The 18,772-nt window shown below is 73.1% G+C and carries 17 protein-coding genes; 7 read left to right on the top strand and 10 right to left on the bottom strand.

The window, feature by feature from the left end:
- The first annotated feature begins 37 nt into the window (after positions 1–37).
- Positions 38–754: a VIT1/CCC1 transporter family protein gene (locus D9V36_RS26085; protein ID WP_129295883.1), complete on the top strand. Its 717-nt coding sequence runs from the start codon at positions 38–40 to the stop codon at positions 752–754.
- Positions 755–839: 85 nt separating this feature from the next.
- Here the strand turns inward: D9V36_RS26085 and D9V36_RS26090 are convergent, their stop codons facing one another.
- The 4 genes from D9V36_RS26090 to D9V36_RS26105 form a co-directional block, all read right to left on the bottom strand.
- The gene (locus tag D9V36_RS26090; protein ID WP_241721039.1) at positions 840–1,970 is read right to left on the bottom strand and encodes a P1 family peptidase; all 1,131 of its coding nucleotides are present in this window, start codon (positions 1,968–1,970) and stop codon (positions 840–842) included.
- Positions 1,963–2,814: a hypothetical protein gene (locus D9V36_RS26095; protein ID WP_129295884.1), complete on the bottom strand. Its 852-nt coding sequence runs from the start codon at positions 2,812–2,814 to the stop codon at positions 1,963–1,965. The genes D9V36_RS26090 and D9V36_RS26095 overlap by 8 nt, the downstream gene beginning before the upstream one ends.
- 437 nt (positions 2,815–3,251) lie before the next feature.
- Positions 3,252–4,409, bottom strand: a complete 1,158-nt coding sequence (locus D9V36_RS26100; protein WP_129295885.1) for a low temperature requirement protein A — start codon at positions 4,407–4,409, stop codon at positions 3,252–3,254.
- 292 nt (positions 4,410–4,701) lie between these two features.
- The gene (locus D9V36_RS26105) at positions 4,702–5,733 is read right to left on the bottom strand and encodes a methyltransferase (RefSeq protein ID WP_129295886.1); all 1,032 of its coding nucleotides are present in this window, start codon (positions 5,731–5,733) and stop codon (positions 4,702–4,704) included.
- A 212-nt stretch (positions 5,734–5,945) separates the two neighbouring features.
- On the opposite strand from D9V36_RS26105, the gene D9V36_RS26110 reads away from it, so the two are divergent.
- Together D9V36_RS26110 and D9V36_RS26115 are read left to right on the top strand one after the other, a co-directional pair.
- The gene (locus D9V36_RS26110; RefSeq protein WP_241721040.1) at positions 5,946–7,307 is read left to right on the top strand and encodes an amidohydrolase; all 1,362 of its coding nucleotides are present in this window, start codon (positions 5,946–5,948) and stop codon (positions 7,305–7,307) included.
- A gap of 160 nt (positions 7,308–7,467) precedes the next feature.
- A complete protein-coding gene (locus tag D9V36_RS26115) occupies positions 7,468–8,517 on the top strand; it encodes a MerR family transcriptional regulator (protein WP_129298698.1) in 1,050 nt (349 codons plus the stop codon).
- Positions 8,518–8,600: 83 nt separating this feature from the next.
- Here D9V36_RS26115 and D9V36_RS26120 read toward each other — a convergent pair whose 3' ends face one another.
- The 3 genes from D9V36_RS26120 to D9V36_RS26130 form a co-directional block, all read right to left on the bottom strand.
- The gene (locus D9V36_RS26120; RefSeq protein WP_129295887.1) at positions 8,601–9,815 is read right to left on the bottom strand and encodes an NAD(P)/FAD-dependent oxidoreductase; all 1,215 of its coding nucleotides are present in this window, start codon (positions 9,813–9,815) and stop codon (positions 8,601–8,603) included.
- 71 nt (positions 9,816–9,886) lie between these two features.
- Positions 9,887–11,035, bottom strand: a complete 1,149-nt coding sequence (locus D9V36_RS26125) for a sulfite exporter TauE/SafE family protein (RefSeq protein ID WP_129295888.1) — start codon at positions 11,033–11,035, stop codon at positions 9,887–9,889.
- Complete coding sequence (locus tag D9V36_RS26130; protein WP_129295889.1) at positions 11,020–11,820, bottom strand: GntR family transcriptional regulator; 801 nt, start codon at positions 11,818–11,820, stop codon at positions 11,020–11,022. The genes D9V36_RS26125 and D9V36_RS26130 overlap by 16 nt, the downstream gene beginning before the upstream one ends.
- 372 nt (positions 11,821–12,192) lie before the next feature.
- On the opposite strand from D9V36_RS26130, the gene D9V36_RS26135 reads away from it, so the two are divergent.
- The 4 genes from D9V36_RS26135 (at position 12,193) to D9V36_RS26150 (ending at position 15,913) form a co-directional block, all read left to right on the top strand.
- A complete protein-coding gene (locus tag D9V36_RS26135) occupies positions 12,193–13,596 on the top strand; it encodes an MBL fold metallo-hydrolase (RefSeq protein ID WP_129295890.1) in 1,404 nt (467 codons plus the stop codon).
- 202 nt (positions 13,597–13,798) lie between these two features.
- Positions 13,799–14,332: an AMP-binding protein gene (locus tag D9V36_RS26140; protein WP_241721041.1), complete on the top strand. Its 534-nt coding sequence runs from the start codon at positions 13,799–13,801 to the stop codon at positions 14,330–14,332.
- Positions 14,333–14,943: 611 nt separating this feature from the next.
- The gene (locus D9V36_RS26145; protein ID WP_129295891.1) at positions 14,944–15,525 is read left to right on the top strand and encodes a MepB family protein; all 582 of its coding nucleotides are present in this window, start codon (positions 14,944–14,946) and stop codon (positions 15,523–15,525) included.
- A gap of 85 nt (positions 15,526–15,610) precedes the next feature.
- Positions 15,611–15,913, top strand: coding sequence for a hypothetical protein (locus tag D9V36_RS26150; RefSeq protein WP_241721042.1), 303 nt, complete (start codon positions 15,611–15,613; stop codon positions 15,911–15,913).
- A 49-nt stretch (positions 15,914–15,962) separates the two neighbouring features.
- On the opposite strand, the gene mscL is transcribed toward D9V36_RS26150, so the two are convergent.
- The 3 genes from mscL to D9V36_RS26165 all read right to left on the bottom strand — a co-directional run bounded on the left by mscL (position 15,963) and on the right by D9V36_RS26165 (position 18,744).
- Positions 15,963–16,469: a large conductance mechanosensitive channel protein MscL gene (mscL, locus tag D9V36_RS26155; protein ID WP_129295892.1), complete on the bottom strand. Its 507-nt coding sequence runs from the start codon at positions 16,467–16,469 to the stop codon at positions 15,963–15,965.
- An 889-nt stretch (positions 16,470–17,358) separates the two neighbouring features.
- Positions 17,359–18,192 carry an S-methyl-5'-thioadenosine phosphorylase gene (locus tag D9V36_RS26160; protein WP_129295893.1) on the bottom strand — a complete coding sequence of 278 codons (834 nt, stop codon included), beginning with the start codon at positions 18,190–18,192 and terminating at the stop codon, positions 17,359–17,361.
- A gap of 195 nt (positions 18,193–18,387) precedes the next feature.
- Entirely contained in the window at positions 18,388–18,744 is a 357-nt protein-coding gene (locus D9V36_RS26165) for an FmdB family zinc ribbon protein (RefSeq protein ID WP_129295894.1), read from the bottom strand.
- Positions 18,745–18,772 lie beyond the last annotated feature (28 nt).

Genomic DNA, 18,772 nt, shown 5'->3' on the forward strand with positions numbered 1-18,772 from the left:
GGGGAGGTGCAGCCGGTGTGGATGCCATGCTCTGCCGATGACTGTGCAGACACCGGAGCACGACGAGGCGCACGGCGGCGGGCTCGGCAGCCGGCTCAACTGGCTGCGGGCGGCGGTACTTGGTGCCAATGACGGCATCGTCTCCACCGCCGGACTCGTGGTCGGAGTGGCCGGAGCCACCGATTCCCGTGGCGCGCTGCTGACGGCGGGACTGGCCGGACTGCTGGCCGGGTCCATGTCGATGGCGGCCGGCGAATACGTATCGGTCTCCACCCAGCGGGATTCGGAGAAGGCCGCGCTCGCCCAGGAGAAGCGGGAACTGGCCACCGAGCCGCAGGCTGAACTCATCGAACTGACGGAGATGTTGGAGGGGAAGGGGCTGGACGGGCAACTGGCCCGTGAGGTCGCCGAGCAGCTCACCGAGCATGACGCGCTGCGTGCCCATGCCGAGGTGGAGCTGGGGATCGATCCCGATGAGCTCACCAATCCCTGGCATGCGGCGGGGGCGAGTTTCCTCGCGTTCACGGCAGGGGCGTTGCTGCCGTTGCTCGCGATCGTGCTGCCGCCGGCCGCGCACCGGTTGTGGATCACGGTGGTCGCGGTGCTGGCGGCGCTGGCGCTGTGCGGCTGGAGCAGCGCCCGGCTGGGGGCCGCACCCGTGGGGCGGGCGGTGCTGCGGAATGTGGGCGGTGGCGCCGTGGCGATGGGGGTGACGTATGCCGCGGGGTCGGTGCTGGGGGCGGTGGGGGTGTGACCCGGGGCGTAGGGGACCTGAGAGGTCAGGCCGTCCCGTAAGGGATCTGACTGTCCCGTAGGGGATCTGACCGTCCCGTAGGGGATCAGCCCGCCCCGTAGAGGTCTCGGTACGACAGGAAGACCCCGCCGGGGCCGTCCACCGTTTCCGCTTCCCGGGCGGCCCGGACCACGGCGCGGGTCAGGACGTCCGCGCCGGCGGACAGGATCTGGTTGAGGGCCCCGGCCTCGGCGTGGACGTCGAATGCCGCCTCGGCGTGGGCCGCTTCGGGGGAGAGCGGGCGTGCCGCGGTGGACAGGGCGAAGACCGTGTCGCCGTCGGACAGCAGATGGACGGGGCGGATGGCGCGGGCCAGCCCGTCGTGGGCGGTGCCGGCGAGCTTGAGGGCCTGGGCGCGGGTGAGGGTGGCGTCCGTGGCGACCACGGCGAGGGTGGTGTTCAGCGGCGGGCGGACGGATGCGGCCGAGCGGGCCCGGGATATCTCCCTGGCCTCGGCGAGCCGGCGTGCCGCGGCGGCGTGCACGTCGGGGGAGGGCAGGGCCGCCGGGCCTTCGTCCAGTCGGCCGTAGAGGGCGCCGGTGCGCGGGTCGGCGAAGGAGCCCGCGGCGTTGACGGCGGCCAGCGCGGCGACGGTCGCGCCCGAGGGGAGGACCACGCTCGCGGTGCCGATGCCGCCCTTGAGGCCGCCGGCCACCGCGCCCGTGCCGGCGCCCGTATTGCCCTGGGCGACCGGGGCGCCGGGTCCGGTGTCCGCCGCGGCCGCGACCGCCGCCCGGCCCAGCGCGGCGTCCGGGCGGGCCCGCCAGTCGCCGCCGCGCCCCAGGTCGAAGAGGGCCGCGGCCGGCACGACCGGTACGACCTGCGCGGGGTCGGGGCCGACGCGGAAACCGCGCCCCCGCTCCTCCAGCCAGCCGGCGACACCGGACGCCGCGTCAAGACCGAAGGCACTGCCGCCGGTCAGCACGACCGCCTCGATGCGCTGGACGAGGTTGCGCGGGTCGAGCGCGTCGGTCTCCCGGGTGCCGGGGCCCCCGCCGCGTACGTCGACGGCCGCGACGGCGCCGCCCTCGGGGGCCAGGACGACGGTGGTGCCGGTGAGGTATCCGTCCCCGGTCCGCTGGGCGTGGCCGACCCGGAGGCCGAGGACATCGGTCAGCGCGTCCTGCGGCCCCGCCGGGTGCGGCGGGGGCTCGGACATCGGCAGCGGCTCAGTCATCGACGGGCGGGCGGTAGCCGGCCGGTCCCATCACGATGACCGGGTGCAGGTCGGGGTCGAGGGTGCGCAGCAGTTCCTGCATCACCTTGGGCTTGAGGCTCACACAGCCCTGGGTGGGGCCGTCGTGGTCCACATGCAGCCAGACGCCGCCGCCCTTGGCGTCGCCCAGCGGACGATGCTGGTCCAGGGGAGAGGTGCCGGGATCCCGGTTGTAGTTGATGGCGATGACGTAGTCGAAGGCGCCGGCCAGCGGTTCGCCCTCCACTCCGGTGCCGTCGGCGACAAAGCTGTTGTTGTGGTCGTAGGGGAGTTTGGTGTCCCCGGGGGCGGCCAGCAGGCCGCCCGCGTCCGTGAGGGAGAAGACACCGATGGGGGAGCGCAGATCGCCGTAGCGGTGGTCGTCCGTCCAGCCGTGCGCGGCGTTGTGCGCGGACCAGGTGGGGCCCGGCTCCCAGTCGTCGGAACCCTCCTCGCGGGTGTAGAGGACGACACGGGACTCGAAGGAGTCCATGCCCTTGCCCGTGACGACCAGCGCCTGCCGGGAGTCGGCCGGTATGCGCTTCCGGGCGGCGTCGCTGAGGCCCGGGATGGGACGGCCCGCGGGGGGATTCGGTGCGGCGTTCGGGGCGGATTTCGCGGCGGACACGGGGACGCGTGGCGTGTCCGGACCGGAAGCCGTCGAGGACGTGGTGCTCTTGGCGTCGGTCGCGCTGCTGTGGTCGTCGCCCGACGCGGGCCACGCCCACAGGGCCGTGCCGACCAGCGTGGAGAGGGCGAGGCCGCCCACGGCCTTGCTGCGCCGGGACAGTCTCGTCCGCGCGCGGGACTGAGCGTGGCGGGCCATGGCTGGCGTCTCCTCAGGTGCGGACGGCGGTCGGTCCCCGGGGCTTTTGCGGCTCTTCCCCAGGGCGCCCCTGTCATAAAAAGGGCAATCTGCACCCTACCGCTTCAGACTCGACGCGCCTCCGCTGACCCTGGTGAACAGTGGGGAACAAGGGCGCCAAGTGGCGGGAAGTGGGACCCATTGGTGGGTAATTGACGGGGTATGGGGCAAGGTCGGCGCCGGGGGCTCCGCTGGTGAGGGGGCCCCTCAGGTGGAGGAGTCGAAGATGGCCGAATCTGATGCGGGATCAGGGTGGTTGCGGAGGTTTGCACGGCCGTTCGGCACGCTTATGGGGGAGCGGGAGGCAGGTCTGCGGGAGCGCCGGGAGGCCCGTGCGGGCCCGCTTGCCGAGATCCGTGCCGGGGCGCTCGCCGAGACGGGTGACGTGGCGGGCGCTTCTACTCCACCGGTGCGGCGCCCTGACGGGATGTGAGCAACACGCCGGCCGCCACCGTGCCGGATGCCACCAGCCCGGCCGCCAGAACCGCCCGGTGCCCGGCGAAGGTGCATGCCAGGACCAGGAGCGAGGACACCGGCAGCACCAGCTGCTGCGCCGCGCCGCGCTTGTGGTGGCGGGAGTGGATCAACCACACCGTCAGCATGAACAGGGCGGCCGGCACCGTGACACACCCGGCCGCAGCGAACGCCGACAGCTGCGACCTGCCGAACGCCTCCTCCACCGCGATCTCGATGCCCGCGCCCACCGCGGCCGCCGAACCGAACACCAGGTAGTGGCCGTAGCCCCACAGGAACGCCTGCCGGTTCGAGCGCAGGTGACGGTGGATGGGGACCGCGAAGTAGATCCAGTACGCGGCGAAGACCAGGAGCAGTCCGCCGCCCGCGATCGGCAGCAGGACGCTGAGCTCGTCCTGCGCGTCCAGCGCCGACTGCACGGCGACGGTGGCCGCTGCGACCGTCTCGCCCAGCACGATGAGGGTGAACAGGCCGTAGCGCTCGGCGATGTGATGGGGATGCCAGGCCGTCTGCCGCGCCCGCTCGGCCAGTGCGGGGACGGCCAGCTCCAGAAGCGCCACGACGGCGAACACCCGGGGGACGTCCTCCCCGGGCAGCGCGAGCAGGCCCAGCCAGCCGACCTGGCACACCGTCACCCCCAGGGCGTAGCGCAGTGCGGTGCGCCGCTCGGCACCCCGGCAGGCGTGCGCGACCCGCAGCCACTGGGTGACCATGGCCAGCCGCATCACCAGATACCCGCACCAGACGACCGTGAAGTCGCCGTGGACGAAGGCGCGCGGCACGCCGGCGGCCAGGATCAGTACCCCTGCCATCTGGAGGAGGGTCACCACGCGGTAGAGCGGGTCGTCGGTGTCGTACGCCGAGGCGAACCAGCTGAAGTTCATCCAGGCCCACCAGATGGCGAAGAAGAGCATCAGGTAGCCGGAGATGCCGTGTCCCGGGTGCCCCTCGGCGAGCGCATGGGCCAGTTGCTGCCCGGCCTGGGCGATCGCCACGACGAAACACAGGTCGAAGAAGAGCTCCAACGGGGTGGCGGTGCGGTGCGGCTCGTCGCGGCGGCGCGCCCGCATGAGGACCGGCACGTCAGCTCCTCTCCTCGGCCGGTGCGGCCCGGCACGCCAGGCATCAGTACAGCGCGGGCGGGCGATGCCGCCCCTGAGGGGAGCGGGGCGCGGCGTGTCGGGCCGTCCGTGAGGGAGCGGGTGCGGCGTGTCGTGTCGCGCCGTCCGTGGCGGGAGGGGGCGGGTGCGGCGTGTCGGTGTGCCTCCGAGGAGTTGGGTGCGGCGGCGTGTCGCGGCGCGGCGCGGCGGGGCATGGCGGGGGCGCGGGGTGCAGTGTCGTGCGGTGCCGTGGCGCGTGCGTGTGCCCCGTGGGCTACTCGGCGACCGCCTCCACGATCGAGGGGAAGGCCGGTGTGGGCAGCACCCGTGTCAGCCGGAAGCCGCCGGCCGACAGCAGGGTGGCGAACTCCTCCGCGGTCCGCTCCCGCCCGTCGACCACCGCCATCATCGTGACGTCCAGGGTCTTGCCGAAGTGCGGGGCGTTGCCCGGCGGCAGTACGGCATCGATGACCAGCAGCCGGCGTCGCGCCGCCATCGCCCGGCGGCAGGAGCGCAGGATGCGCAGGCAGGCGTCGTCCGGCCAGTCGTGCAGGACGTGCTTGAGGACATAGACATCGCCGCCCTCCGGCACGGACGCGAAGAAATCGCCCTCCTGGGTGCGCCAGCGGCCCTTCAACTCGTCGCCCTCCAGGAGGTGGTGGGCCAGCGGGGGCGCCTGGTCGAAGAGCACACCGGTCAGTTGCGGGTGGCGGCGCAGCGCGGCGCGCAGCAGCCCGCCGCGGCCGCCGCCGACGTCCACGACCGTGCCCACGGCGGGGAACGGGTACACGTCGGCCACCGCCGCGTCGACCGGGGCGGACACGGAGGACATGCCTTCGTCGAAGACCCGCCGGGTGGCCGGATCCGTCGTCAGATGTTCGAAGAGGGGCGCCCCGAAGAGCCGTTCGAAGGACGCGCCGTCGTGTCGTACGGCCTCCGGGAGGGCGGCCGAGGTCCGCAGGAACAGCTCGTCGGTCGCCATCATGACGGCCGGGTGCAGCGAGTCGGGGACGTCGGTGCGCAGGGGGACGGCGGCCGGCGTCAGGTGGTAGGCGCCCGTGGTGTCCTCCCGGAAGAAGCCGCGGGTGGCGAGATAGCGCAGGACGCGGTGCAGGTGCGGGGCGTGGGTGCCGGTGGCGGCGGCCAGCTGCTCGGGGGTGCGCGGGCCCGCGGCGAGGTGGTCGGCGATGCGGTGGTGCGCCGCGGTGCGCAGGGCGGCGGAGAAGAAATGGCCCATGGCCTGTTCCATCAGATGCGCCGTGAGGTCGCGGGGCTCGCCGGTCGGTGGGGTGGGGGAACTGGCCAACGTCGGCCTCCAGTCGTCGGCTTGGGCGTGCTGGTCCCGGCCACAGGCAGGGTGATCCACGGTTGCAGTCACGGGCTCCGGTGTCACGATCGGGCGCGGCGGCACCCGCGAAGTCCGGCCAGGGCGGGGCGGAGTGCCCCTACGGGACGGATCCGGGACGGGTGAGGGCCGACGCCCGGGTGCGGGGCGGTGATCCATGGTCGAATGCATGTATGAGCGACAGCGACACGACAGGCATGACCGGCCCGACCGATGACGCCGAGCACAGTGACGGCTCCGCCGCCGTCCTGGCCCCGCTCGACGACCGCCTCGCGGACCTCGTGGCCCTCTACGAAGACCTGCACCGCCACCCCGAACTCGGCTTCCAGGAGACCCGTACGGCCGCCGAGGCCGCCCGCCGGCTGACCGGCTGCGGCTATGACGTCACCACCGGCATCGCCGAAACCGGCGTCGTCGGCGTGTTGCGCAACGGCCCGGGGCCCGTGGTCCTGCTGCGCGCCGACATGGACGCGCTGCCCGTCACCGAGAACTCCGGCCTGGACTACGCCTCCACGGTCCCCGGCCGGATGCACGCCTGCGGGCACGACGTCCATGTGACCTGTCTGCTGGGCGCCGCCGACCTGCTCGCGGCGGCGCGCGACCGCTGGTCCGGCACGCTGGTCGTGCTCTTCCAGCCCGCCGAGGAGGTCGGCAGCGGTGCCCGAGCCATGCTCGACGCCGGCCTCTACACCAAGGGTCTGGTGCCCACGCCCGATGTGGTGCTGGCCCAGCATGTCGCCCCCTTCAGCGCCGGGCTGATCGCGTACTGCCCCGGACCCTGTATGGCCGCCGCCGACAGCCTGGAGATCACCTTCCACGGCACCGGCGGCCACGGCTCCCGGCCCGAGACCACCGTCGACCCGATCCTGATGGCGGCGGCCTTTGTGCAGCGGGTGCAGTCCGTGGTGGCCCGCGAGGTCGCGCCGGCGGACCGGGCGGTGGTCAGCGTCGGCTCCTTCCAGGCCGGCGACACCGCCAATGTCATCCCCGACCGGGCCGTCGTACGGCTGAGCGTGCGCACCTTCGACGAGACGGTGCGCGCTGCCGTACTGGCCGCCATCGACCGCATCGCGCGCGCCGAGGCCACCGCCTCCGGCGCCGACCGGGCGCCCGAGACCGAGGTCCTGGACGCCTTCCCCGCCACCGTCAACGACGCCACGACCCTGCGTCAGGTCAACGAGCAGTTCGCCGGACTCTTCGGTGAGCAGCGGGTGTTCGCCTACGAGCCGACGACCGGCAGCGAGGACGCCGGACTGCTGGCCAGCGCCGCCGGGGCACCGCTCTACTACTGGTGGCTGGGCGGCTGGGACCCGGAGGAGTTCCAAACGGCCCTGGCCGCCGGGAGGCTGGCGCAGGACATCCCCTCCAACCATTCGCCGCACTTCGTCCCGGTGGTCCGGCCGACCCTCACCATGGGCGTCCAGGCGCTGACCGCCGCGGCACTCAACCAGCTGTCCCGCGCGGGCACGGGCACGGACCCGGCGGAGGCGGCGGACAGCCGGACCGGCCGGGACGGGGCGGCGATACGCGTTTGACCTTGTCCTTGGGGGAAGCCCCAGCATCGGCCGTACCGGGCGAAGCGCCTGGTACGAGGAGGGCGGACGGGTGGACCGAGGGGCGGACCGGCGGGCCGGCCGAGGGGCGGACCCCCGGGTGGCCGGAGGAACGGGGGACGCGTCCTGCGGGGACGGTGAGCTGCTGACCATCGGGGCGTTCGCCCGGGCATGCCGACTCTCGCCGAAGGCGCTGCGGCTCTACGACGAGCTCGGCCTGCTCACCCCGGAGCGCGTCGACCCGCGAAGCGGCTACCGCCACTACGCCCCGGCCCAGCTGGAGCGGGCCCGGCTGGTGGCCTGGCTGCGCCGGCTCGGTATGCCGCTGGCCCGCATCCGCGAGGTGTGCGAACTGGCGCCGGACGCGGCAGCCGGGGCGGTCGCCGCGTACTGGACGCAGGTCGAGGCCGACACCGCCGCCCGCCGGGACCTGGCCGCCTTCCTCGTCGACCAGCTGTCCAGGAAGGACACCGTCATGACCGAACCGCTGACCCCTGTGACGATGCGCTGCGCCGCCCTGACCGATCAGGGACTGGTGCGTCCGGCCCAGCAGGACGCCGCCTACGCGGGACTGCGGCTGCTGGCGGTGGCCGACGGCTACGGCCCCCGGGGTGGCCCCGCCGCGACGGCCGCGATCGAAGCGCTCAAGGACCTGGAGCACCGGGATCTGGCCTCGGCGGACCTGCCCGCCGTCCTGGAGGAGGCGGCCCGGCGCGCCCACCGCGCCGCCCCGTCGGCAAACGAGGCCTCCGGCAGCACCCTCACCGCGCTGCTGCGCAACGGCTCCCAGCTGGCGCTGCTGCACATCGGGGACTCGCGCGCCTACGTCCTGCGTGACTCCGGCCTCTTCCGCATCACCCACGACCACAGCGTGGTCCAGTCGCTGGTCGACGAGGGCCGCCTCACCCCCGAGGAGGCCTCGTCGCACCCCCAGCGCGCACTGCTGCTGCGGTCGCTGGAGGGCGGCACCGCGTTCGCCCCTGACCTGGACCTGCTGGAGGCCCGGCCCGGGGAGCGCTATCTGCTGTGCACCGACGGCCTGACCTCGGTGGTGCCGGCCGAGACGATCCAGACCGTGCTGACCACGGCCGACGGTCCCGACCAGGCCGTACGGGACCTGATCCGGCTCGCCCGCGAGGCGGGGGCGCCGGACAACGTGGGGTGTGTGGTGGGGGAGACAGCGGCGGCGTAGGGCAGAAGCGGTGTAGGACAGAAGCGGCGTAGGACAGAACGTGGCGCGGCGGCCTTAGGGGATGGGCCGCCGCGCCGCTGCCCCTAGGCCAGACCCTTGAGCATCCCCTTGAAGTAGAGCTGCGGCAGTCCGTAGCGCTTGAGGAACCACATGTCGGTGCGTTCCCGGGTGGTGTCGATGAAGGGGATCGAGGGGGTGGGCTGCAGGTCGTAGTCGAACTCGGCGAGCAGCATCTTGTGCCGGGCGGTGACCAGGGGGCAGGAGGTGTAGCCGTCGTAGCGGGCGGTGGCGGGGCGCCCGCGCAGACCGGCGAGGAGGTTGGCGACGACGACCGGCGCCTGCTTGCGGATCGCGGCGCCCGTTTTGGACGTCGGGAGGTTGGCGACGTCGCCGAGCACGAATACGTCGGGGAAGTCGGGGTGCTGGAGGGTTTCCCGGTCGGCCTTGACGTACCCGAACGGGGAGTCGGGGTCGGCCAGCGGGCCGTCGGCCAGCCACTCGGGGGCGCGCTGCGGCGGTACGGCGTGCAGCAGGTCGTAGCGGACGGTCTCGTCCTTGCCGGTGGTGTGATCGGTGATCACTGCCTCGCGCGCCGTGCCGTCGAGCCGGGTCATCTCGGAACTCAGCCGCACCTCGATGCCGTACCGCCGGGCCGTCTCCGTCAGCGCCCGGGAGAACACCGGCACCTTGAACATCGCCGGCTCCGGGAGCACCAGGATGGTGCGGATCGCGCCCAGCACACCGCGCTTGCGCCAGTGGTCGGCCGCCAGATACGCGATCTTCTGCGGGGCACCGCCGCACTTCACCGGCCCGGACGGCATGGTGAACACGGCCGTCCCGCTGCGCATCCGGCGGATCAGATCCCAGGTGAGCGGGGCGAGATCGGGCCGGTAGTTGCTGCTCACCCCGCCGTGACCGAGGGCCGGGGCCAGACCGGGCACGCCGTCCCAGTCGAGCTGCAGGCCGGGGGCGAGCACCAGCCGCCCGTAGGAGAGGACCCGGCCGGAGGCGGTGGTGACCGTACGGGCGGCCGGGTCGACGGCGGTGGCGCGCTCGCGCAGCCAGCGCACGCCGGGCGGGATGACCTCCGCCTCGGTGCGCAGCGCGGCGCGCAGCGGGGCCTGGCCGCCGCCGACCAGCGTCCACAGCGGCTGGTACCAGTGCGTCTCCGACGGCTCCAGCAGGGCGATGTCCCGGACGCCGGCGCGGCGCAGCCGGGCGGCGACGGTGATGCCTGCGGTGCCGCCGCCGACGATGAGGACCTGGTGGTGGGACGGGGTGGCGGGTGCGGGGGCCATGTGCTTCCTCCTGTGAGTGGGGCGTGGGGAGTGGGGTGCGTGGCGGGTGGTTGGCCCTGGGGCCGAGGGCGTCAGGGCGACCAGAGGCGGGGCAGGGCGGTGACCGCCATGGAGAGGGCGAGGACGGTGACGAGGCAGGCGAAGGCCGTGGCCAGGGTGTGCGGGCGCAGACGGGTGGTGAGGCGGTTGCCGAGGTGGCTGCCGACCGCCGCGCAGGCCGCGAAGCCCGCCAGTACCGGCCAGTCCAGTGCCCCGGTGCCGGCCCTGGTGCCCAGCGCCGTAAGGGAGTTGAGGAGTATGACGAGGAGGGAGGTGCCGATGGCGACCGGCATCTCCAGGCCCAGGACCAGGGTGAGCGCCGGTACCACGACAAAGCCGCCGCCGACCCCGAAGAAGCCGGTGAGCAGCCCGACGGCGGAGGCGGTCAGGGCGAACCGGAGGGGGCGGGCGGGCCGGGATCCTGCGGGCCGAGAGCCTGCGGGCCGGGGGCCGGCGGGATGGGGGCTCGCGGGGCGAGTGTCCTCGGGATGTGAGGCCGCGGGATGGGTTCCCGCGGGATGTGTGTCCGTGGGAGGGGCCCCCGTGGGGCCGGTTCCCGTGGGGCCCGTGGGGTGAGAGGGGCCGGCGGCCCGGTCTGCGGAGGGAGCCGTAGGGGCCGGACTCGGGGCGCCCCGTTTGGGCGAGGGCTCCGGGGCGTCCCCTAAGGGCGCGGGGCCCGGCGAGCGGCGAAGAGACGCGGGCGGCTGCGGAGTATCACGTAAGGGAACGGCTTCCTCCTCCCCCGGATCTCCTGAGGAGGCCGTCGCAGGGGCCACCTGTAAGGGACGGGCACCGGCCGCCGCTCGCCACTCGCGCAGCCCCCGTGACACCAGCATCGCCGCCACCACGAGCAGCAGCCCCGCGAACGCCGCCATCAGCACCGCGGGGTCCAGCGCCGCGCTCCACCGGGAGCCGAGGTAGCTGCCGGCCGTACCCAGCGCCCCGAACGCCGTACCGGCCGCCCACCGGACCCGCCCGCCACGGGCATGGCTGACCAGCCCGGTCACCGAGCCGACCGTGACGACGATCAGCGCGCCCGCGGTCGCCTCGTGCGGCGACTGCCCCAGCAGATAGACCAGCGCGGGCACCGCCAGCACCGAACCGCCGCCGCCGAGCGCGCCCAGCAGCAGACCGATCAGCAGTCCGCACGACAGCGCCGCGGCGGCTATGAGGACGGACATGAGGCACGCGGCGCGAGGGCGACGGCCGGGTTCCGGTCGGACCACTCCGCGACGAAGGAGAACCGGTCGCCGCGGACCACCGTCTCGCGCCACTCCACCGGCCGCTCCCCGGCCCGCCCCAGCCGCTCGATGGTGAACGCCGCCTCCCGGTCGGCCAGCCCCAGCAGCCACGCCTGCCGGACGTCCGGCAGGAACGGCTGGATCCGCTCCCGGCCGCCGGTGACCTTCACCCCGCAGCGGCGCGTCAGCTCTCCGTAGAGCGAGGTGTGCCCGAAGTCGGCGTCCAGCAGCGGCTCGGCGATCTCGGCGGGCAGATACGCGGTGTCGTGGGCGAGCGGTTCGCCGTCCGCGAGCCGCAGCCGCTCCAGTACGACCAGCGGCGTATCCGGAACCAGCCCCAGATGCCCGGCGACCGTCCCCTCCGTGGTCCGCTCCAGTCGCAGCACCTCGCTGCGCTGCTCCACACCCCGGCCCTCCAGCTCGCGGAAGAGGCTGTAGAGGGAGCCCAGCGGCTGCTGTATGCGACGGGTGTCCAGCCGGCTGGTGCGTCCGCGCTCGGCGATCACCAGACCGTCGGCGCGCAGTTTGCGCAGTGCCTCGCGGACCGTGTGCCGGCTGACCTCGTACTCGCCGGTCAGCCGGTGCTCGGCCGGGAACTCCGCGCGGAACGCGCCGGCTTCCATCCGACGGCGCAGATCGGTGAAGAGCTGTGCCCACAGGGGCAGCGGCGAGCGCCGGTCCAAGGGACGCGGGCCGTGCGCGCCGTCCGGCGGCTCGGTCGTCATGGTGGGTTCCTCCGCGGGCGTACGGGGTGGTGTGGGCGGTGCGGGTGGTGTGAGTGGCGCGGTTGTCGATGCCGGGCGAGCCGGAACAGCCGCCCGACGGGCAGGGCGTCGTGCGTCGCGCCCGGAAGCTGATGTGGCGTCACGCTCAAGCACACACGGCGACGTCGGGCGTGATATCGGGCGTGATGCCTGCCACGTCGTCACGCAAGTTCGCCTGGTGCGCCGTCACATGGGCCGCCGGGAAGGCGGTCTCGGCTTGTCGCCCGCCATCCGGCTCCCTAATGTACGTACATCCGTGCATCCGCACAACGCACCCTGCCCGGGCGGGCCCCAGCCGCCGCGCACGGGCACCGCGCACCCTGGAGGCCGACCGTGCACTTCGCGCAGTACTACCTCGACTGCCTCTCCCAGGCGTCGTATCTGATCGGCGACGAGAGCACCGGCCGCGCCGTCCTCGTCGACCCGCGCCGCGATATCGACGAGTACCTGCACGACGCGGAAGCCGCCGGGCTGCGCATCGAACTCGTCATCGAGACGCACATTCACGCCGACTTCCTCTCCGGCCACCTCGAACTCGCGCGGGCCACCGATGCCGCCATCGCCTTCGGGGAAGCCGCCGAAACCGGCTTCCCCACACGGCGGTTACGGGACGGCGAGCGCATCTCGCTCGGGGCGGACGACGGCGAGGGGATAACCCTCACCGTGCTCGCCACCCCCGGCCACACCCTTGAGTCCATCTGCCTGGTCATCCGCGAACACCCGGATGACGAGGTGCCGTTCGGCGTGCTCACCGGCGACACCCTCTTCGTCGGCGATGTCGGCCGGCCCGACCTGCTCTCCGCCGCCGGTCACTCCCCGCAGGACATGGCCGCCCGTCTGCACCACTCCCTGCACACCAAACTCCTGACCCTCCCGGACGCGACCCGGGTCTTTCCCGCACACGGCGCGGGTTCCGCCTGCGGCCGCAGCCTCTCCACCGAGACCAGCTCCACGATCGGCGACCAGCGGCGCCTCAACTACGCCCTGCAGCCCATGCCGGAGGCCGACTTCGTCCGGCTGGTCACCGCGGGACAGCCCGCCACCCCCGGGTACTTCGCGCACGACGCCGCCCTCAACCGCGACGGCCACGCCCTCTTGGAGCCCGGCCCGCCGCCCGCCCTCACCCTCGACGAGGTGCTCGCGGCCCGCGACCGGCAGGGCGCCGCCCTCCTCGACTGCCGCCCGCCGGCCGCCTACACCCGTGCGCACCTGGCCGGTTCGCTCCATACGAGCCTGGACACCCGGTTCGCCGAGTACGCCGGCAGCGTGGTCGCCCCCGGCACCCCCATCGTGCTGCTCGCCGACCCCGGTACGGAGCAGGAGGCCCGCCTCCGGCTCGCCCGCATCGGCTACGACCAGGTCCTCGGTCATCTGCCCGACCCGGCCGCCGTACTGGAGCGCACACCCGCCCTCGCCCGCCGCAGCCATCGCGTCCGGCACGACGAACTGTCCTTGCCGGCGAGCGAGTTGCCCGAAGGTCAGGCACCCGGTATCCAGTTGATCGATGTCCGTAATCCGGCCGAGTACGAGGGGGGTGCCCTCCCCGGCGCCCGCAACATCCCGCTGGCCGGCCTGTCCGCCCGCCTCGCCGAACTGGACCCGGCCCGTCCGGTGGTCCTGTACTGCCGCAGCGGCAACCGGTCGGTGATCGCGGCGGCACTGCTGGAGGCGCACGGGTTCGGGGACGTGTGCGATGTGGTGGGGGGATACGACGCGGTGGCCGCGGGCGTGGGGTGAGCGCCCGCCGGTGGGCCGGCGGAGGGATGAAGCGCGCCGGAAAGGGGCAGCAATCCCGGGGCGACGAGCGCGCACGTCCCCGTACCCGGCTCCCTGCGGCGGCTCCGTGCCGCGGTCATCACGACAGCCGCAACGGCCCGTACAACGGACGTTCAGTGAACGTTGATCGATGATCTAGATCCTGGTCCGCATGTTGCGCCGTATGACCTCAGAGCATGCAGATGACGCCCGGGATGTGCAGGAGCCGGAGGCGTCGCGAATCGCCCTCACCTGGAGCGGGGAGCCGGGACGCCATGAGGAGCTGACGCACGGCATGCTCCTCGACCAGGCCGAGCGGGCCGCCGCCGCGCTCACCCGGCTCGGCGTACGGGCCGGCGACCGGGTCGCGGTGCATCTGCCACTGGTGCCGGAGTCGGTGATCGCCACGCTCGCCTGCGGCCGGCTGGATGCGATACGCACCACGCTGCCGGTCTCGTTAACGGTGCCCGAACTGGTCGCACGGACCCGTGAGTCCTCGGCCAGGGTGCTGATCACGGCCGATGCGGCGTTCTGGGACGGGGCCGTACGGCCGGTGAAGGCGGTGCTCGACCATGCGCTGGCCCGGGGCGCGGCCTCGGGGGGTGTGCCGGACCGCACCGTGCTGGTGGTGAACCGGTGCTCGCGGCCGGTCTCCTGGAAGCCGGGCCGCGACCTGTGGTGGCACGAGGCACTGGGAGCCGACGCCGCCACCCGCTGACGGGACGGCCGCCAGGGGGAGAGGCGGCCCGCGCCAGTTGAGGGGGGCGCGTGGGGAAGCGGGGCCCGCCCATGTCCATGCCGGTACTGGGGACGGGCCCGGCGCGCGCCGGTAGAAGGCAGGTGCGGCCCCCGCCGGTGAGCCGGCGCGGCTTCACCCGCTGAGCCCAAAGAACGGGCCAGACGCCCGACGCGTGCCTAGCGTGGGTCCCGTGGACCAGCCCTCGGCCCGCCCCAGGTGCCTCACGTGCCCTACCTGCCCCGGCTGCGGCCCCGGAGGCACCACTCTTGTTCCGACCGGGCCGTCGTACTCTCCCCGACCGGAAAGGCCCCTCCTCATGGCCCGCCACGAGTACGCTCACCCTCGCCATCCCCTGCCCGGCACCAACCGGAACCGGCTCCTCAGGCGCAGCCAGGCCTCACAGGGCCCGCCGACCCGCCCCCGCGACGGCCACCGCCCGCATCCCATACCGACCCACGACAAGGGGCGGTAGGACAAGGGCCGGTAGGACAACGGCTGGTAAGGCGCAGGCGCTTGCTTGCCACACCGGCCCACCCGGCCCCGGCTATCCCGCCGACCTGCGCGGCAGCCGGTAATGGCACGATGGCGCAATGGCGACACATTCCGCGGAATCCTCTGCGCTGTGCCCCGCAGGTTCCGAGGCCTGCGCGGGTGGGGAACCGCTGCACGAGGAGCTCCTTGCGGCGAAGGCGACGGTGTACGACCCGTGCGGGTTCGTCTGCTCGCGGCCGGTGCCCGAGGCGGAGAGCACGGAGTACGCGGCCCATGAATTCGCCCTCGACGGCTTGGCCGTCAGGTTCCGGGTGGCCAAGACGACCCCGACAAAGGCCGGCCAGTTCGTCACGGTGTGGAAGCGGAGCCCCGGTGGGCCGATTCAGCCGTTCGACTCCGCGGACGCGGTCGATCTCTTCGTCATCAGCAGCCGCCAGGACGGGCACTTCGGGCACTTCGTCTTTCCGCGGGATGTGCTCGCCGAACGGGGCATCGTTTCCCGGAACGGCGCGGGCGGAAAGCGTGCGTTTCGCATGTACCCGCCGTGGGTGGAGACGGCCAGTCGCCAGGCCCGCAGCGCACAGGCGTGGCAGGTGGACCACTTCCTGCCGATCGGTGCCGACGGCGCCCTCGACCAGGCCCGCGCCCGGGCGCTCTACCACCCCGGCCGCCGCCCCTGAGCGACAGGGCTCCGTCAGCCGGTGGGCCGGGATGTGGGCCCGTGCCGAGCGGTGAACGCTTCCCGCGCGCCCGTACCCTGAAGGGGTGAGCACCAGCCCCGAACCCGAGTCGGCCCCCACGCCCCGGGACGTGCCCCAGGGCGCATCCCAAGAGGCGCCCCAGGATGCGACCCAAGAGGCGTCCGAGGCCGCACAGGCACAGGCCGCTGCGTCTTCGCCGGCCGCGCGCCCGGCACTCAAGCCCGCCGCGAGGCTGATCTTCGACGACCCGCTGAACCAGCAGTCCTCGGACGACACCGACCGTGGCTGGGGCGAGCGCCCTGACCGCGGTGACAGCGCCTCCGACCTGGCCCGCTTCCTCGACGAAAAGCCGCCCCACCACCTCTGAGCGAGGCGAGGGGGCGGCGTGAGCCGGCCGCCGTGGGCGCCTGCTACTGCTACTGCTGAGCCTTCTGCGTGCCGATGATCCCCGCGCCCGAGGAAGGCGCGGACGGAGAGCCGGTGCGCTGCGCGATCAGCGCATCGCGGATCTCGATGAGCAGCTGGATCTCGGTCGGGTCCGCGGGGATGCTCTCGTCCGGCTTCCTGGCCGCCTGGCGCTCCTTCCACTTGTTGATCGGAAGGATCATGAGGAAGTAGACGACCGCGGCGGTGATCAGGAACGTCAGGGCGGCGCTGAGCACCGAGCCCCAGAGGATGTAGATGCCGTCGGCGAACGCGCCCGTCTTGGGATCCTTGGCGCAGGTCGCGGTCAGGCAGGACTGGTAGTGGTCGAGGTTCTGTGAGCCGAGCGCGCCCACGATGGGGTTGATGATGCCCTTGACCACGGCGTTCACGATGTTCGTGAAGGCAGCACCGACGACCACCGCGACCGCGAGTTCGATGACGTTGCCGCGCATCAGGAATTCCTTGAATCCCTGAAGGACGCCCTTGCTCTCGCTCACCTGACAGCCTCTTTCCACGCTCACTACGGATGGTGCACCAACGATCAGCACCGCAACTTACGGCAGGGCGGGGCGGAGGTGTCCAGTCCTGCCCCGTGCACCGGCGATCGGCCGGAGTGCTGGTGCGCGTCCGGCGGAGGGCGTTGACCCTGCGGACGCCGCGGACGGATACCGCGGTGGTGGTGCGGTGAGCGCGACCCCATCGGCGCGCGGCGGATGCCCCGCCATGCGCAGCAGTGTGGCGTGAGGGGAGTACGGATGCCACTTGATCTTGGGCCATGGTCACCGCCCTCCCGTGGCCGTGGCCGACGGGCAGCCGGAGGCGGGCGCGGCACGTACGGCACCGTACGAGGCTCCGCAGGCCAGTGCTGCGGCGGTCAGCGCCAGGCCGGCAGCCAGCATCCGCTGCCGCGCGCTCCGGCTCCCGAGGCGCCGGCCGCCGCCCGCCCGTACGGGAGCGAAGTGCGGTACGTCACACGGCGGGGGAGCGGGGAGCGGCGGGGAGAGAAGGGCGGGGTCGGCCCGCGGAGGGAAAGAAGCAACCCGCGGAGGGAAAGAAGGAAGAGGAGAAGGGGGAGCGTTAGGCGGGGGAGGAGCGGAAGGGGGATGAGGCATGGTGGGCACCGCCTGCGGTGAGAAGGTCTGAGGACCGGACTCACCACCGTGCCGGAATCCGCTCCCGCCCGCTCCGGGCTGTGGACGACCCCGCCCCTGTGGACAACCCGGCCACCCGCAAGAGGGAAGCCGGGCAGCCCGCCGCAGCCGTTACAGCAGGCAGATCAAGATCCCCAAGGGTGTTACGACAGGCAGACCCGCAGGCCCGAAGCCGTTACAGCAGCCCCGAGGCCCCTACCGCAGGTCCGAAGCCGTTACCGCAGGTCCGAAGCCCTTACGGCAGCTCGATGCCCAGGTCCCAGCCGGTGTGGACCTCGGTGCACAGGCAGGCGCGGCCAGCGGTGTCCGGGAGGGCGGCGACCGCGTCGAACAGGACCTCCCGCAGTCGGCCCACGTTCTCGGCGAACACCCGGAAGACTTCCTCGTGGGAGACGCCGTCGCCGGTCTCCGTGCCCGCGTCCAGGTCGGTGACCAGCGCCAAGGAGGTGTAGCACAGGCTCAGTTCGCGGGCCAGGACAGCTTCGGGGTGCCCGGTCATGCCGACCACCGACCAGCCCTGGGCGGCATGCCAGCGCGATTCGGCGCGGGTCGAGAAGCGGGGGCCTTCGATCACGACCAGGGTGCCGCCGTCGACGGGCTCCCAGTCCCGGCCGCGGGCCGCCTTGAGGGCGGCCTGGCGCCCGGTGGGGCAGTACGGGTCGGCGAAGGTCAGGTGGACGACATGGGGGATCTGCCCGTCGGGAAGCGGCTCGCCGTCGAAGTAGGTCTGGGGGCGGGCCTTGGTGCGGTCGACGAGCTGGTCGGGGACCAGGAGCGTGCCGGGGCCGTATTCGGGGCGCAGGCCGCCGACCGCGCACGGGGCGAGGACCTGACGCACACCGAGCGAGCGCAGGGCCCAGAGGTTGGCGCGGTAGTTGATGCGGTGCGGCGGAAGGTGGTGGCCGCGGCCGTGCCGGGGGAGGAACGCGACCCGGCGGCCGGCGATCTCTCCCAGGAACAGCGAGTCGCTGGGGCGCCCGTAGGGGGTGTCCACCTCGACCTCGGTCACGTCGTCGAGGAAGGAGTAGAAACCCGATCCGCCGATTACGCCAATCTCCGCGTCAGCCATGCCGGTCACACTATCGGGGTGCGGCGGCCGGGGTGGGCGGGTGCCGGAGACGAAAGAAAGCCGTAAGGCGGAGGGCGGCACCAGGGGCACCAGTGGCACCAGGGGCACGAGGAGGCGGAGCAAGCCGTGAGGCGGTGCGTGCCGTAAAGCAACGGGCCCCGACGTCGGTGACGGCGGGGCCCGGAGAGCTGTGGGTCAGGCTGGGGAGCCGGCGCCCGAGGTGCTGCCGGACGACGCGGCGGCCGGGGCCGAGGCCTTGCTGTCCGAGCTGCCGGACGAGGAGCTCGACGACGAGTCGGAGGAGCCCGAGGAGTCCGACGAGGACGTGCCGCCCGACGTGGAGGCGTTCTTCCCGGGGCTGCTGCTGGACGACGAGCCGCGGCTGTCGTTGCGGTAGAAGCCGGAGCCCTTGAAGACGATGCCGACCGCGGAGAACACCTTCTTGAGGCGTCCCTGGCAAGCGGGGCACTCGGTGAGCGAGTCGTCGGTGAACTTCTGCACCGCCTCGAGGCCCTCGCCGCACTCGGTGCACTGGTACTGGTACGTCGGCACTTGTCTTCCTCCTGGCACTCTCACTCGA

The sequence above is a fragment of the Streptomyces lydicus genome (assembly GCF_004125265.1).
Lineage (GTDB): Bacteria > Actinomycetota > Actinomycetes > Streptomycetales > Streptomycetaceae > Streptomyces > Streptomyces lydicus_C.

Bases quoted from the DNA above. Each gene is read 5' to 3' on its own strand.
- D9V36_RS26085 (WP_129295883.1), top strand. From the start codon at position 38: ATGACTGTGCAGACACCGGAGCACGACGAGGCGCACGGCGGCGGGCTC.
- D9V36_RS26090 (WP_241721039.1), bottom strand. From the start codon at position 1,970: ATGACTGAGCCGCTGCCGATGTCCGAGCCCCCGCCGCACCCGGCGGGG.
- D9V36_RS26095 (WP_129295884.1), bottom strand. From the start codon at position 2,814: ATGGCCCGCCACGCTCAGTCCCGCGCGCGGACGAGACTGTCCCGGCGC.
- D9V36_RS26110 (WP_241721040.1), top strand. From the start codon at position 5,946: ATGAGCGACAGCGACACGACAGGCATGACCGGCCCGACCGATGACGCC.
- D9V36_RS26120 (WP_129295887.1), bottom strand. From the start codon at position 9,815: ATGGCCCCCGCACCCGCCACCCCGTCCCACCACCAGGTCCTCATCGTC.
- D9V36_RS26125 (WP_129295888.1), bottom strand. From the start codon at position 11,035: ATGTCCGTCCTCATAGCCGCCGCGGCGCTGTCGTGCGGACTGCTGATC.
- D9V36_RS26130 (WP_129295889.1), bottom strand. From the start codon at position 11,820: ATGACGACCGAGCCGCCGGACGGCGCGCACGGCCCGCGTCCCTTGGAC.
- D9V36_RS26140 (WP_241721041.1), top strand. From the start codon at position 13,799: ATGACCTCAGAGCATGCAGATGACGCCCGGGATGTGCAGGAGCCGGAG.
- D9V36_RS26145 (WP_129295891.1), top strand. From the start codon at position 14,944: ATGGCGACACATTCCGCGGAATCCTCTGCGCTGTGCCCCGCAGGTTCC.
- D9V36_RS26160 (WP_129295893.1), bottom strand. From the start codon at position 18,192: ATGGCTGACGCGGAGATTGGCGTAATCGGCGGATCGGGTTTCTACTCC.